General features: G+C 50.7%; 11 protein-coding genes and 1 riboswitch. Of the genes, 8 read left to right on the top strand and 3 right to left on the bottom strand.

Features of this window, described 5'->3' with window-relative positions:
* Positions 1 to 26: 26 nt before the first annotated feature.
* The 8 genes from NQ565_RS10085 to NQ565_RS10050 all read left to right on the top strand — a co-directional run bounded on the left by NQ565_RS10085 (position 27) and on the right by NQ565_RS10050 (position 12,517).
* On the top strand, positions 27 to 1,226 hold the full coding sequence (locus tag NQ565_RS10085) for a sirohydrochlorin cobaltochelatase (RefSeq protein WP_005653297.1): 1,200 nt from the start codon (positions 27 to 29) through the stop codon (positions 1,224 to 1,226).
* Positions 1,227 to 1,649: 423 nt separating this feature from the next.
* Positions 1,650 to 1,935, top strand: a riboswitch (cobalamin riboswitch).
* Positions 1,936 to 1,987: 52 nt separating this feature from the next.
* Positions 1,988 to 4,222, top strand: a complete 2,235-nt coding sequence (locus NQ565_RS10080; protein WP_005653300.1) for a TonB-dependent receptor — start codon at positions 1,988 to 1,990, stop codon at positions 4,220 to 4,222.
* A 42-nt stretch (positions 4,223 to 4,264) separates the two neighbouring features.
* The gene (locus NQ565_RS10075; protein WP_005653302.1) at positions 4,265 to 5,215 is read left to right on the top strand and encodes a sirohydrochlorin cobaltochelatase; all 951 of its coding nucleotides are present in this window, start codon (positions 4,265 to 4,267) and stop codon (positions 5,213 to 5,215) included.
* A gap of 110 nt (positions 5,216 to 5,325) precedes the next feature.
* The gene (gene cobJ / locus NQ565_RS10070) at positions 5,326 to 6,750 is read left to right on the top strand and encodes a precorrin-3B C(17)-methyltransferase (RefSeq protein WP_005653303.1); all 1,425 of its coding nucleotides are present in this window, start codon (positions 5,326 to 5,328) and stop codon (positions 6,748 to 6,750) included.
* Between the two features lie 36 nt (positions 6,751 to 6,786).
* A complete protein-coding gene (locus NQ565_RS10065; protein ID WP_005653305.1) occupies positions 6,787 to 8,025 on the top strand; it encodes a bifunctional cobalt-precorrin-7 (C(5))-methyltransferase/cobalt-precorrin-6B (C(15))-methyltransferase in 1,239 nt (412 codons plus the stop codon).
* Between the two features lie 65 nt (positions 8,026 to 8,090).
* A complete protein-coding gene (gene cobM / locus NQ565_RS10060; protein WP_040315597.1) occupies positions 8,091 to 9,947 on the top strand; it encodes a precorrin-4 C(11)-methyltransferase in 1,857 nt (618 codons plus the stop codon).
* A gap of 3 nt (positions 9,948 to 9,950) precedes the next feature.
* A complete protein-coding gene (gene cbiD, locus NQ565_RS10055; RefSeq protein WP_005653308.1) occupies positions 9,951 to 11,846 on the top strand; it encodes a cobalt-precorrin-5B (C(1))-methyltransferase CbiD in 1,896 nt (631 codons plus the stop codon).
* Entirely contained in the window at positions 11,843 to 12,517 is a 675-nt protein-coding gene (locus NQ565_RS10050; RefSeq protein WP_005653310.1) for an outer membrane beta-barrel protein, read from the top strand. Before cbiD ends, NQ565_RS10050 begins: the two co-directional genes overlap by 4 nt.
* Positions 12,518 to 12,558: 41 nt before the next feature.
* On the opposite strand, the gene NQ565_RS10045 is transcribed toward NQ565_RS10050, so the two are convergent.
* From NQ565_RS10045 to NQ565_RS10035, 3 genes are read right to left on the bottom strand one after another with little or no spacing between them, the layout of a single operon-like run.
* Positions 12,559 to 13,575: an ABC transporter ATP-binding protein gene (locus NQ565_RS10045; protein ID WP_005653311.1), complete on the bottom strand. Its 1,017-nt coding sequence runs from the start codon at positions 13,573 to 13,575 to the stop codon at positions 12,559 to 12,561.
* A 38-nt stretch (positions 13,576 to 13,613) separates the two neighbouring features.
* Positions 13,614 to 14,678 carry an iron ABC transporter permease gene (locus tag NQ565_RS10040; RefSeq protein ID WP_005653313.1) on the bottom strand — a complete coding sequence of 355 codons (1,065 nt, stop codon included), beginning with the start codon at positions 14,676 to 14,678 and terminating at the stop codon, positions 13,614 to 13,616.
* The gene (locus NQ565_RS10035; RefSeq protein ID WP_005653314.1) at positions 14,678 to 15,844 is read right to left on the bottom strand and encodes an ABC transporter substrate-binding protein; all 1,167 of its coding nucleotides are present in this window, start codon (positions 15,842 to 15,844) and stop codon (positions 14,678 to 14,680) included. The genes NQ565_RS10040 and NQ565_RS10035 overlap by 1 nt, the downstream gene beginning before the upstream one ends.
* Positions 15,845 to 15,846: the final 2 nt, after the last annotated feature.

The raw sequence follows: 15,846 nt of genomic DNA, 5'->3' as shown, positions 1-15,846 counted from the left end.
TTTATTAATCAATTTACAAACAAAGTATGAAAAATTTCAAGTTTTATCTGATGGCGGCTCTCGTAGCAGCCACAACTTGCACAGGATTCACCTCCTGTAGCGATGACGACGATGCGGAAAGTACCGTAAACCCTGCAACCAGGGTAGTAGCCGAAACCAAGAAGTATGACACCGCCATCCTACTCTGTACTTTCGGAAGCACTTATAATGAGTCATTGGACGTTTACAACGAAATCATCGCCGACTTCCGGAAGCAGTTCCCTCAAACAGACATCTATATGTCTTTCACCTCACGTACCTGCATCGGCCGTGCAGAGGCTTCTACCGGCGAAGCGCGCTACAAACTGGACCAATGGCTGAAAGCCATCGGCGATGCAGGATATACACACGTAGCCGTACAGTCGCTTCACGTCATTCCCGGCGAGGAATACCTTTCTCTAATGAATACCGATATCAAGAAAAACTTTATGATTGACTGGTATCCGCACATCGACGTGCTGAAAGGCGCCAACCTGCTCTCTACCGATGATGATACGGACGAAGTGGCACAGGTCCTTTACAACCACTACAAGAACAAACTGGCTGAAAAGAAGAACATCGTTCTCCTGATGGGGCACGGTAACCCTGATGTGAACTACAATGCCAACACCAAATACTCCGAAGTCCAAACCGCCTTGCATACTCTTGCCACAAACAAGAATATCTTCGTAGGTACTGTAGACTATGGAGAAATGCTTTTCTGGCCGAAAGAAGAGGAAGAGAAAGCGGTAGACCGTATCCCGGTAGTACCTGCCGCCCAAATGATAGCCGACTATCCCGGCTGCATCTATTCGCAAGTGATGAAGTACTGCCAGGACAATAACCTGGAGCCGAATGAAGTAAACGTATACCTCGCTCCTTTCATGTCCATCGCCGGTGACCATGCCCACAACGACCTATGGGGCATCGAAGCGATAGCCGAGAACAAAGGCTTGGATAAAGTGGAACTCAATACCAACGAGTACAGTTGGCGCGAACGTCTGGAGAAAGCAGGTTTCAAGGTAGACAGAACATTTGAAGCCCATCCCGTAGGCCAAGCCGATGCCGATCACGGTATCAAAGACGGCTGCGGTATCAAGGCTCTGGGCAGCTATCCCGAAATCCGCGCAATCTGGGTGAATCACCTGAAAGAGCAATGGGATGCCGATGCCTGGGAAAACGGTGAAGGATATCAGCCGGAAGTATAACATTTGTCCTCCATTTTCTTAATTCAATAAGGGAAAAAGGAGAGGAAAAGCTGAGACAGAAAAAATATGCGGGTATTTCTCATTTTCAGGAAAATGTCGCATATTACACTAACAATCAAAGAATTAAATTAAAGACATAAAGAACACCCAAACATTTTAAGGTTCATTTTAGGGGTCACTTCCTTATTGGCCCCTAAAATGAACCTTTCACCTAAAGACAGTCAGGTAAAATAACCGACAACCCCCTTTTTGTTATCCGTCTTATAAGTTGAAAATATTCATCCCATGAGACCGGGAAAATCGTTCCGAGAGATGAAAAAATCCATCCTGCAAAACAAAGCAAATCCGTAATGCAAAGCAAATCACTCCGTAAGACCGGTTGCATTATCCCGCCCTTTCCTTTATCAATTAAAAATAAACCGCTATATTTGTCACCGCTTAGGTGATACACTCCGTTATTCCAACGAGTTGTATAAAAGGGAATCCGGTGCGAAACCGGAACAGTGCCCGCTACTGTAAAGCCACTTTGCTCCGCCTGCTTGTTGCAGCAACGGAGCATACGGAAAACATTCTTCAAAACAATGCCACTGTCTTACAGACGGCTGTTGGTGAGAGCGAACATCAGTTTGAGCCATCGCAGACCGGAGACGGGAAGGTGTGGTTTTCCGTAGGGCTGAGTCAGGAAACCTGCCTGGGCAATTACACAGTCAACGCCTTCCCGGGGTCAGGAAGACAAGTATTAATCTTACATTTTTCAATAAATGAAAACCAACTATTTATTGGCAGCCATACTGTGCTGCCTGACACCCCTGCTCCATGCCCAAACCGCATTGAGCGGAAAGGTGGTGAGCGCCGACACGAACGAGCCTCTTGCAGGGGTAAATATCCGCGTAGACAACAGTCTGACGGGATGCACCACCAACAGAAAAGGAGAATTTACCATCGACAATCTGCCCGACGGACAACACACGCTGCGCTTCTCCTACATTGGCTTCACCCCCAAAAAATACACCGCGGACGGACAAGAAGAAAACATCCTTGTAAAGCTGGAGGAGAGTTACAGCAACCTCAGCCAGGTGGTAGTGACCGGAACCGGTACGCACCGCCGCATGACAGACAGCCCCGTTCCCGTATCCGTAATCACAGCCAAAGAAATAGGCAGCGCCAACATATCTACGCTGGAAGAAGCGCTGGTGAAGCTGACGCCCAATATCTCTTCCTACACCAACGGCATGGGCACTACCATGAGCCTGAACGGCATCAACGAGGACTACATACTGATATTGGAAAACGGCAGACGTCTGGCTGGTGAAGACCGCTACACGCGCATCAACGTGGCCAACATCAAGCGCATCGAGATACTGAACGGCGCAGCATCCGCCCTGTACGGAAGCGATGCCATAGGCGGTGTTATCAACATCATCACGGACGATGCCCGGAACACCGTGAACGTATCCAGCTATACTCACTACTCCGGCGAGGGACGCCTGACGGAAAGCGTCAATGCCGATGTCAATGCGGGCAAGTTCTCCTCTTACACTTCCTACCAGCGCCGTCAGGCAGGAAGCTGGCAGAACAACAACATCGACGAGAACGGCTACGAAACCGGACGTCCTACTTCCGTAGGCTTCTACTCCAACACCGTAAACCAGCGTTTCGTATTCAATGCCACAGATAAACTGTCGTTCTACGCGCGCGGTACTTATTATGATAACAAAACCCGCCGTCCGCAGGACGCCACCTACTATGCCAAAAGCAAAGGCCAGTTCGTGCAGAAAGACGCCTATACCTACAATCTGAAACACGAGACCTATACTTATGGCGCCGGCATGAAGTACATGATAAACCGTTCGGCTTACATCGATGCAGAGTTCTACTCGGACAATTACTCGTCGGACTATATGTACTTCAAGAAGTCGGGCAGCTATCTGCCGGGCGACCGGGTGACCCGCAAACAAGTGCGATATTACAACGGAAACATCAAAGGTATCTTCCGCCTGGGCAGCCGCAACAAACTGTCTGCCGGCGTAGAATACGTAAACGAGGGGCTGGAGAGCGAATCGGACAACATCGACTCCCGCCACATGTACACCCTCGCTTTCTACGCACAGGATGAAATAAAGCTGCCCCTAAACCTGCAAGCCGTACTGGGCATACGCTACATCTACAACGAGAACTTCAAGAACTACGCCACCCCAAATGTGTCGCTGATGTACAAACTCGGCGGACTGAACCTGCGCGCCGCCTACGCGGCAGGCTTCCGCACGCCTACCTTGTCGCAACTTTACGCCACCGACGAATCCAAGACCAGCAACCGCTACACCACGGGCAACGCCGACTTGAAGCCTGAAAAGAACAACTTCTACTCACTGAATGCGGAATACAACTACCGCCGGATTTCCGTGTCCGTCACCGGATTCATCAACGACATCCACGACATGATAAACTATCGCACCCTCTCTGACCAAGAGATACACGACATGGGGCTGGACGACAAGCACGCCGCTTTCGACGAGATACGCCAGCGCGACAACGTGGACAAAGCCAAGACCAAAGGCCTCAGTCTGAATGCGAGCCTGAATCTGGGTGCAGGCTTCAGGGCAGGCGGCGGATACACGTACATGAACACCGAAGCCAAGCAGTTGCAAGCCGACGGCAGCTACAAAGTGTCGCCCATAGACAAAAGCGTCAGGCACATGGGAAATATCAACGGCCAGTGGGAACATACCTGGAGCTTCTACCGCCTGAACGTAAACGTACATGGACACCTGCAAGGCGAACGCTACTCACAAACATATGGCTACGCCCCCAAATTCCAGCAATGGGATTTGAATACCCGCCACACCTTCAACCTGCAATCCGTGGTTCTGGAACCGGGCGTAGGTATCGAGAATATCTTCGACAAGAAAGATGACCGCCCCTGGAACAATAACTTCTCCACGCTCAGCCCGGGACGCTCGGTATACGTGAGTTTGTCGGTACGGTTTAAGAAATAAAAAAACAGCAATCATTTTACAAAACAGTAATTACTTTTATTTATGAAAACATCTCTCCTTTCCCTGCTCCTTGCCATTTCTCTCTTCTGCTCCGCTCACGAAGGGGGAAACTTCGTGTCGAGCGATATGCTTGCAAGCATGAAACCTGGCGAAAAGGCCGCATTGCTTATGGTACACTTCGGCACGACGCACGATGATACACGTACGCAGACGATTGATGCTATCAATGCCCAAGCACGCAAGGCTTTTCCCGACCTGGAGTTTCGCGAAGCCTATACTTCGCGCATCATCATACGCCGCCTCAAGACACGCGGCGTTGTCAAAAATACCCCGCTGGATGCGCTACTCCAACTGCGTGGAGAGGGCTACACACACATTATTGTGCAAAGTACCAATATCATTGACGGTGTGGAAATGGAGTCGCTCCGCCGTGATGTGGAAAGCGTGCTGCCTTTCTTCAAGGAGATACGCGTAGGCACTCCCCTACTCTATTCGGTGGAAGATGCGAAAAAAGTAACTGATATTTTAGGACAACGCCTCAATGCTTCGGTGCAGCAGAGTGCAAAGAAAAAGGGTAAAGAACACTTTGTATTGGTAGGGCATGGCACTTATACGCCCGGCACTGCTACATACAGTCAGATGGACTATATGCTGAAAGTAGCCGGATTCGGTAACTTCCATGTGGGGACCATCGAAGGCTATCCCACCTTTGAAACCATGTTGGCACAACTGAAAGCGGCCAAAGCAAAGAGTGTGACACTCGTTCCTTTTATGTTTGTAGCCGGCGACCACGCCAAAAACGATATTGCCGGAGAATGGCGGGAGATGCTTGAAAAAGAAGGTTATACCGTTCATGTGCGCATGGAAGGTTTAGGGCAAATCCCTGAAATACAAAAGATATTCGTAGACCATATCCGTTTCGGACTGAAGCACCGCACACAGGGCATCATGGAAAAGAAAGCGGCATATGCGGCAGGGGAAAAAAACGAGTGAGAAAGTCACCTTTTCATGCCATAATGTGATAAATAGAATGTATCTTTGTGAACTGCAGGCGTAACACTTACCATGCTCTGCAGAACAGACAGCAATAAGTCAGATAGCAAATGAAACAACCCAAAATAATCATCGCCGGCATCGGTCCGGGCAATAAGCAAGACATAACACCCGCTGTTGTTGCCGCTTTACAGGAAGCGGATGCAGTGGTGGGCTATAAATACTATTTCCGCTTTGTCACTCCGTACCTGCGCCCCGATACGGAATGTATAGATACAGGAATGAAACGCGAACGTATCCGCGCCGAGCAAGCTTTCGAGCTGGCGGAGCAGGGAAAAACGGTGTGCGTCATCAGTTCGGGCGATGCAGGGATTTACGGTATGACGCCGCTTGTGTATGAAATGAAGCGGGAACGGAACAGTAACGCAGAGATTATTTCCCTGCCCGGTATCAGCGCATTCCAGAAAGCGGCTTCCCTGCTGGGAGCTCCTGTGGGACATGACTTCTGCGTTATCTCCCTCTCAGACCTGATGACCCCATGGGAACGCATCGAGAAACGTATCATTGCCGCTGCCGCAGCCGATTTCGTGACAGCCGTCTACAATCCCAAAAGTGAAGGCCGTTATTGGCAACTTTACCGGCTGAAAGAGTTATTCCTGCAAGAAGGACGTTCACCACAGACCCCCGTAGGCTATGTACGCCAGGCAGGGCGTCCCGAACAGGAAGTGCACATAACGACGCTGGAAGCGTTCGACCCCGAAAAGACGGATATGTTTACCGTAGTACTGATAGGCAACTCGCAATCGTACGAATGGAACGGTACGATGATTACTCCGCGGGGATATTACCGGGAGGAGGTTGCGACCGGGAATACCCAGTATGGAGCTAGTAAAGGGCAGGAGATCATGATACGGAGCTTCCGTACCATCGAGAAAGAGCTCAGGAACCGGGACATTCCCCTCGACCATAAATGGGCGTTGCTACACGCCATCCACACCACCGCAGATTTTGAAATGGAAAAGCTGTTGCACACAGACGAAAAAGCAGTGGAAACACTATATCAAGGTATCATCGGGAAACGCATACGGACCATCGTTACAGACGTGACAATGGCTGCCAGCGGCATTCGTAAAGGAGCTTTGGAACGTTTGGGTGTAAAGGTGAAATGCTATCTCGGCGATCCCCGTACCGCAGCAATGGCAACGGAGAAAGGCATCACCCGCACACAAGCGGGCACACGCCTTGCCGTTGAAGACCATCCAGACGCCCTTTTTGTATTCGGCAACGCTCCGACAGCGTTAATGGAACTATGCGATCTTATACGCAAAGGGAAAGCGCATCCGGCTGGGATTATCGCCGCTCCGGTGGGCTTCGTACACGTACAGGAGTCCAAGCACATGACAAAGCCTTTCACCGCCATCCCTAAAATAATTGTAGAAGGACGCAAAGGCGGAAGCAACCTTGCTGCAACATTAGTAAACGCCGTTTTGTGCTACAATGATGCGGAACAGTTACGACCGGGACGAGACGTGTGAAACAACGATTAAGAATTAACGATTAGTGGTAAGCGAATGGTTATACAACGAAAATTTATCATTATAGGAACGGACGATAACCGGACGCCTTTCTTTCCGCCGGAAGTATTGGAACACATACGGCACGGGAAAGTATTTTCGGGGGGAGTGCGGCACAAAGAAATTGTCGGAAACTTGTTGCCGGATGATGCGGAATGGATTTCCATTACCGTACCATTGGACAACGTATTCTCACAATATGAGAAAGTGTTCAGCAGTAACGGATACGGACAAACGGATGCCGTCCCCCGGCAAATTATCGTTTTCGCTTCGGGCGACCCGCTGTTCTTCGGCTTTGCCAATACGGTGAAACGGAAATTGCCGGATGCTGAAATCAAGCTATACCCCTCTTTCAATTCTCTCCAAACATTAGCACACCGCCTCGTAATGCCTTATGACGATATGCGAACCGTTTCGCTGACGGGACGTCCCTGGAATGAATTCGACCGCGCCCTGATTGAACGCGCTCCCAAGATAGGCATCCTTACCGACCGGGAACATACGCCCGCCACAATCGCAGCCCGCATGCTGGAATACGGATACGACCGTTACACCATGTATGTAGGCGAGCATCTTGGCAACCCCGAAAAAGAACGCATCCGCCACATGACACTACAGGAAGCAACGCAAGGCGGATTCGAGCATCCCAACAACCTGTTGCTTTGCGCCACCTCTTTTCCCGAAGCCCGCCCTTTTGGTATCCCCGACGAACAATTCGCACATTTGGACGGACGTACCCGTATGATAACCAAAGCACCTATCCGCCTGCTTACGTTACAAGCGCTGGAACTGAACCACCGCCGTGTATTCTGGGATATCGGTTTCTGCACCGGGTCGGTTTCCATTGAAGCCCGGCTGCAATTCCCTCACCTCACGGTCGTTTCCTTTGAGGTACGTGCCGAGGGCGAAGAACTGATGAATATCAACAGCCGCCGCTTCGGTACGCCGGGCATTACGGCAATCACAGGCGATTTCCTGCAAACGGCGACCGATACTCTCCCCCGTCCCGATGCCGTCTTCATAGGCGGGCACGGCGGACATCTGCCGGAAATGCTGATGAAGATAAAGGAAGCGTTACAGCCCGACGGTTGTATCGTTTTTAACTCCGTATCGGCAGACAGTAAAAAAGTATTCATGGAAGGAGCCGGAGCCGCCGGGCTGATACTGCATCCGTCAGCACGCATCGCACTGAATGATTATAACCCTATTGAAATCATGAAAGCAACACTTTCATAAAATAACAAGACAAGCTATATTCATTATAAAAACAAATAACCTGTATGAAAACAGAAACATCCCACATAAAGACGGCCATCATGCTCGTTTCGGAAACCGGAATGGCTTCCGCCCGGCTGTTGCTCAAAGAATTTCCCGAAGCGGAGATTTTCACTCCCCGCTATGAAAGCGGATGTACGCACATCGAATCGACCGGCAGTTTCACTGTCAAGAATTTCAATCGTTACGACGCGTTTATCTTTATCGGAGCCTTAGGCATCTGCGTACGTTCCATCGCCCCTTGCGTGAAGGACAAGTACACAGACCCTGCCGTAATTTGCGTGGACAGCACAGGTAAACATGCCATTTCCGTCCTTTCCGGACATATCGGCGGAGCCAACGAACTGACCGAGGCAGTGGCCGGTGCATTGGGAGCCGAACCCGTGATAACCACTCAAAGCGACCTTACCGGACTGTGGGCATTGGACAAACTGCCCCAACGCTTCGGCTGGTCTCCGACCATCTGTGTGAGCCCTTCCACCCACCTGCTGGCAGGGCTTACCCAAACTCCCGACGACCAGATGAAGGCGTGCATGAACGAGGCTATCAGTCTTTTTGTAACCGGACAGCCTACCGCATTGCTGTTGGAAATCCGCGACAAAGGAACCGACTGGATGGAAGCGAACCTTCCCCCTCATGTAGAGGTGTTCTATCAGATGAAAGACATCAAATTATCCCGCTTCAAGCTGGTACTGATCGTCTCTCCGCGAATACATTACAACATAAAGGACATACCGTCCATCTGCTATGTGCCGCGCGTGGTGCACGTCGGCATCGGACTTGCCCGGCAGGCAAGCCCCACGAGAAAAGTTGTGAAAGGCATTATAGAAAAGCTGGAAGAGTACAACATCTCCCCGCAATCCATCATAACCATATCTACGATTAACGTCAAGCGTGACGAACCGGTAGTGAAATCGCTCCAAAAGGAATACGAAGTCTTCTTCTATACGGCCGAGGAACTGGCGACAATGGACGTGCCCCACCCCAGCAAAACAGTGATGAAGCACATGGGTACACCCAGTGTAAGCGAGGCAGCCGCATTGCTGTCCTCCGGAAATAGCCAACTGATAATGCCGAAACGCAAAGGCGAGAACTATACGGTAGCCGCCACCCTGGACATCTGCGCCCAGCGCCGGGGACACATCGAGATTGTAGGTGCAGGTCCCGGAGACCCTGACCTTATCTCCGTGCGAGGACGGGCGATGCTGGAAAAGGCAGACCTCATCCTCTATGCAGGCAGCCTCGTGCCCCGCGAACTGACACTTTGCGCCAAACCGGGCGCAACAGTCCGCAGCTCCGCTTCCATGGATTTGGAAGAACAGTTTGCACTGATGAAAGAGTTCTACGACCAAGGAAAGTTCATCGTGCGCCTGCATACGGGTGACCCCTGCATCTATGGTGCGATACAGGAACAGATGAACTACTTCGACCGATACGGCATGAGTTATCATATCACTCCGGGCATATCTTCTTTCCAGGCAGCAGCGGCGGCTTTAAAGTCGCAGTTCACCATCCCGGAGAAAGTACAGAGCATCATACTGACCCGCGGCGAAGGACGGACACCCATGCCCGAACGGGAAAAACTACATCTCATGGCACGCTCGCAAAGCACCATGTGCATCTTCCTTAGCGCAAGCATTGCAGAACAAGTGCAGGCGGAACTGCTGCAGGAGTATCCCGAAACAACCCCCGTAGCCGTATGCTATCACCTCACCTGGCCGGACGAACGCATCTTCCGGGGAGAGCTGAAAGACCTTGCACGGATAGTAAAAGAAAATAACCTGACCCTGACAACCATGATTGTCGTAGGCGAGGCTATCGGCAATCGCAAAGGACTGTCGCGACTGTATGCACACGAATTCAAACACTTATTCAGAAAATAAAAAATGATATTAGTATTAGGCGGTACAACCGAAGGACGCATAGCCGTCCAAACACTTGAGGAAGCTGGAAAGCCCTTCTATTATTCAACCAAGGGCAATGAACAAGAAGTTCCTCTGCATAACGGCATCCGCCTGCAAGGTGGCATGGATAAAGATAGTCTGGAGTCTTTCTGCCGTAAAGAGAACATCTCGCTGCTGATAGACGCAGCACACCCTTTTGCCGAAGAGCTGCACAGGAACGTCAGTGAAACTGCTGACATACTTCAGATTCCGGTCATCCGTTATGAACGCATTTACCCCCGTATAGAGAATAATGAAGGCATTGTATGGTGCGACAATTATGAAGACGCTGTCCGCCAAATAAAAAAGGAAGAAGTCTATATAATACTGGCACTGACGGGAGTAAACAGCATAAGCAAACTGAAAGCTCTATGGATGGAAAGCAGCCGTTGCTATTTCCGTATTCTCGACCGTGAAAGTTCGCGCGAATCAGCGAGAAACCAGGGATTCCCCGAAGAATATTTACGTTACTACCATACCGGAGAAGACGAACGCTTATTGATGCAACAAATACGCCCCGAAGCTGTCATCCTCAAAGAGAGCGGTGCTTCCGGCGGATTTTCCGAAAAACTAAAAGCAGCTCAGGAACTGGGCATTCGCATCTTTGTAATAAAGCGCCCGCCGCTTCACCCCAACTTCTTGTCCGTAAACGGGAAATACGGCCTACGTAGAACGGTAGAGCAATACTATCCCGGCTTCTACCCCCTGCGCAGCGGACTCACTACGGGAACATGCGCAGCAGCCGCAGCTGCGGCTGCGATATGGGATATATTCAACATTCAGGGAACTCCCCGTCCCCCGGAGTTTGCAGTAATCCTACCCAACGGAGAATTGATAGATGTTCCTGTAGAGCCGCAGCAGAGATATCCCCGTTCCAGTTCCATAAACAACAATTGGATAGTGGAGTCGGAAGCCAGCGTCATAAAAGACGCCGGAGATGACCCCGACATTACCAATGGAATGCGGATAAAGGCGGATATCATTCTTCCGATCGATATAGATGAAAACAACGATGAAACATCGCAAAAAGATTTTAATATCATCATTGCCGGCGGAGAAGGAATAGGCATCGTCACCATGCCGGGATTAGGATTGGAATTGGGAGCGCCTGCCATTAACCCCACGCCACGCAAGATGATAGAAGACAATGTAAGGATGTACCTCGACTACGTCGGCATGCCTAAAATGAGCGATCCCATTGTTGTGACCATCTCCGTACCCGGCGGAGAGGAAATAGCCAAGCGTACTTTCAATCCGCGTCTGGGCATAGAAGGGGGGATATCCATCATCGGCACATCAGGCATTGTGAAGCCGTTCTCCAGCGAAGCTTTTATAAGCTCCATCCGAAAGTCGATGGAAGTGGCATGCGCCACAGGCAGCCCGCGTGTAGTTATCAGCTCCGGAGCAAAGAGCGAACGGTACATCAAGGCTTATTATCCCGAACTGCCGGCACAGGCCTTTGTCCATTACGGCAACTTCATCGGCGAGACGCTGAAGATTGCCGATAAGCTGAAACTACCCCGTGTCACGCTGGGAGTAATGATAGGCAAAGCCGTGAAACTGGCGGAAGGTCACCTCGATACCCATAGCAAGAAAGTGACGATGAACAAGGAGTTCATTCAGGACATAGCGCACCGGACAGGATGCAACGAAGATGTATTGACCGCTATCCGGAATATGAATCTGGCACGGGAACTATGGGATATTATCCCTGCGGAAAAACTGGAGACATTCTCCAAACTGCTGACAGAGCATTGCAAACAATGCTGCGCTCCCCTGCTGCCCGATGGAGAACTTACGATTTTATTAATCAGCGAAGACGGAAAAATATATGTATGAAAAAGGCATTGATGATAATGTACATGGCGGTTGCCGCATCGACCGCACAGGCACAATCTCCTCTCTCCTTTTATGCAGAGGCGGGAATCGGAACTTCCCGCCTCTACGGAAAGCACTCTTGCTGTGATACGCGAATAGCCTGCAAAGCGGGAATAGGCGCGAAATACACACTGAACAAGACCTGGGTCTTGCAATCTGCTTTGGAGTTTGTATCCATAGGCGGCAAGGATGATATGGACTATGTAAAGAACGCCAAGATGAACGAGCTATACTTGCAGATACCTGTCAGAATAGCTGCAAGGTTGCCGTTGGGAAAAGATTACTATGCCTCGCTGAATGCCGGTCCGTACATTGCCTGCGGCGTGGGCGGAAAGACATCCGGCAGCATCCCGTATTATCACGACGCCGGTTCTTCCGACGGGAACCGGCTTTTCAAGATAGATACTTTCGGCAACATATTGGAGAATAATGCCGGAAACAGGCGGCTGGACGGCGGTATCATCGTGGGAATCGCATTTGAATACCGCAGGCTCATTATCGGTGCAGAGGCACAAGTGGGATTGGTAAAGATCAACCAGCAACTAAGGCAGGTAATAGACACGGAAGAATTCCATAATTACCTGCCACGAAACTTTGCTTCATTCTTCACCGTAGGATATAAGTTCCGATAAAGGAATGCTGCCCGTAGGGTTCGTGCCCGACACTTTCTTACTCAAAATGAGATTTCGTGGAGCTTCGCCAATAAATCCCCGATGCTGGTGAGACATATCGGTTCTTCACCGGGACGATGCAGGACAAAAGCGCCGCCGCCTTTCAAATCGCCCGTTTCGATGTAGGTTTCCGACTCCACGTTGCGGTTGGCAAGGATGCCGTTACGCTGCAATGCCTTACGCACCATGGCGTATCTCTGCCCATGCCCTGACAAACGTATCTGCGTGGTATATTCATTATCTACACGGAACAATCCGGTTTCCAAATCAAACACGATACCTTTACGGGCGAAAAAGCTGCTAAGGCTGCCGTTCAGAGCAAGGTCCTCGGGAGTACCGATGGTGACGCCGTTCGCCTTGTCCATAAGCCAGATTTTGTCGGCTATCTGCAAAGCCAGTTCGAGGTCGTGCGTAGAGAGGAAAATGGTCTTGTCCGTCTGGCGGCTGAGGTGGTGCAGCAGTTGCATCATTTCCACTTTGCTGGGAAAATCGAGAAAGGCTGTAGGTTCATCCAGATAAATCACGGGAGTTTCCTGGGCAAGCGCTTTGGCTATCATGACTTTCTGGCGCTCACCGTCACTTAACGTATGTACCATCCGATGCGCAAGGTGAGGAATACCTACCAAAGCAACGGCTCGCTCCACCACCTGCCTGTCCTCTTTGGTAAGCGTACCCCAAAAGCCCGTATAGGGACTGCGTCCCAATCCTATCAATTCCGTAACGGACATATTGCGGATGTCGCATTTCTCTGTCAGCACTACGCTGATAACGCGCGACAGTTGCTTGTCGGTATAGGACTCAATCTCTTTGCCTTGAATACGTATCTCTCCGCCCAGTTTGGGCTGGAAAGCGGACAGGGTGCGGAGCAGTGTGGACTTACCCACTCCGTTAGCACCCAGCAGGCAGGTCAGCTCGCCACTGTTGATGCCTGCACAGATGCCGTCCGCCACTACCTTCACATCACTCTTACCGGGATAGCCGATAGAAAGATTCTCGATATGTATAGTCTCGTTCTTCAATGTTATATGTAATATTAGAGTTCAATATACTTGATATTTTATTCGTTCAACTCCCCTTTTCTCTTTCTGAAAAGCACGGATGCAACCACCGGCGCACCTACCAGCGCAGTCACCGAATTGACGGGCAACGCTCCCTCGAATCCCGGCATGCGGGCTATCAGGTTACACACCAACGCCAAGGCTGCACCTACCAGCAAGGTAGCGGGCATCAATATGCGATGGTCGGACGTGTGAAAAATGGCGCGGCATAAATGAGGCACTGCCAACCCGATAAACATAATAGGACCGCAGTAGGCGGTGACAATGGCCACCAGCACTCCGGAACAGGATATGACGAACAGGCGCGCCCGTTTGATATTCAATCCTAAGTTACGTGCATAACCGTCGCCCAACAACAACAGGTTCATGGTCTTTATCAGCAGGAACGACAAGGGCAGCAACACCGCCATGATACAGACAAACAGCAGCATCTGGTCGCCGGAGACACGTGCAAAACTGCCCAGCCCCCAGATAACGTACGCCCGTATATCCTCTTCCACACTGAAATATTTCAATACACCGATAACGGCACTTGCCACATAACCTATCATCACACCGATAATGAGCAGCGTTACATTCCCCTTTACTTTTTGGGAGACGTAGACAATCAGCGCCATGACCGACAATGCCCCGATAATGGCAGCCACGGACAACGCCACCTCTCCCATATACCCCAAACGGCTCAGTGCCACACCGCCCATAGCACCGGACAGCAGTACCACACAAGCCACTCCCAGGCTCGCTCCCGAACTGATGCCCAGCACCGAAGGTCCTGCCAGCGGATTACGGAACACCGTCTGCATCTGCAAACCGCTGACCGAAAGCCCCGCTCCCGCCACCAATGCCGTCAAGGCCTGCGGCACACGACTTTTCCAAAGAATATTGCTCCAGATAACTTCCTGGTTGCTCATCGTATCGGGATTGGAAGCCGCTCCTGTCCCCCACAGCAATTCCCATATCTTGCCAAACGGGATATGGACGGACCCCAACAGCAGGTTCAGCAAAAAGAGCAGGAAGATGGATGCCAGTATAAGGAGCATCAACGGCAATGCTGGTCTTTTCATTAATTCAGTCGCTCGTAATAAGTGGGTTTATAATCGGGCAGCAGGTCGGGATGAAAAGCATGAATCAAATCTTCCAATACTACCTCAGGCTGCATGGGCATACTCTCATAGAAGGGTTTCTCACGCATATTGCAATAGATTACTCCTTTCTCGCGAAAAGCGCGAAAGTCGGCATAACGAGGGTCCAAAGACTTCAAGGCATCGTAAGAGAATATTCCGTCGTAACTGTTGACGATGCGCCAATAGTCGGCACTCTCCGCCCTACTGTACACCGTCTCGAAATCCAGTGTCACACCGCCCGAACGCGGATCGTCTTTCAGGAAATAGTCTGCACCGGCATCCCGGAACAGTTCGGCAAGGAAACTCTTTCCGCCTACCGCATACCAGTTGCCGCCACGCATTTCACCGCTGAACACCACAGGACGCTTTTTTACACCGGCAGCCAGTTCTTTCAGCTCGTTATACCGCTTCTCTATCCCGGCAAAACGGGCATTCGCCTCTGCTTCCCGACCAATGAACATACCGATGAACTTTATCCATTCAGCCTGCCCCAACGGAGTCATTTCCTTATATCCCAAGTGCGGCACCAGCGGAATGCCTGTTTCGCGCATGGCGTCATATCCGCCCCGTTTGAAAGGAGAGATAAAGATAACATCGGGATTAATGCTCATAATCACCTCGTTATCGAAGTTCCCCTCAATCCCGATTTTGGATGTCTTGCCCGCCTTCAGACGCCCGTTCATCTCCTTATTGAAAAGATGGCGGGTACTGGTAATGCCCACCACATAATCGCAGGCATCCAACCGGATGAAGTTGGACAGTTGCAGGGAAGTCATGCAGATAACATGCTTCACCGGAGTTTCTATCACGGTATAATCGGCAGGAATACCGGCAGGCTTCGTACCCCTCGGAACCAAAGCATACCGAAAGGTATTCCCCTCTTCTTTTTGAGGGTCGTGTATGTCCACCAGGCGCACATTCCCCGGCAGATGTTTCACCGCATAGCCTTTGGCGTAGACGGGAACAACGGCTGTTGCGGTATCCGCAACGGAAACCGCAACAGCCGCAGTATCGGAATTGCCGGATGCTTGCCGGGACTTTGTACCGCACGAAGTCATAGACACTGCACACGCAAATACAAGACCCATGAGAGGTAATCTGATCATGA

The sequence above is a fragment of the Bacteroides stercoris ATCC 43183 genome, from assembly GCF_025147325.1.
Taxonomy (GTDB): Bacteria; Bacteroidota; Bacteroidia; order Bacteroidales; family Bacteroidaceae; genus Bacteroides; species Bacteroides stercoris.
This window is presented reverse-complemented; position numbering and strand designations above follow the sequence as displayed.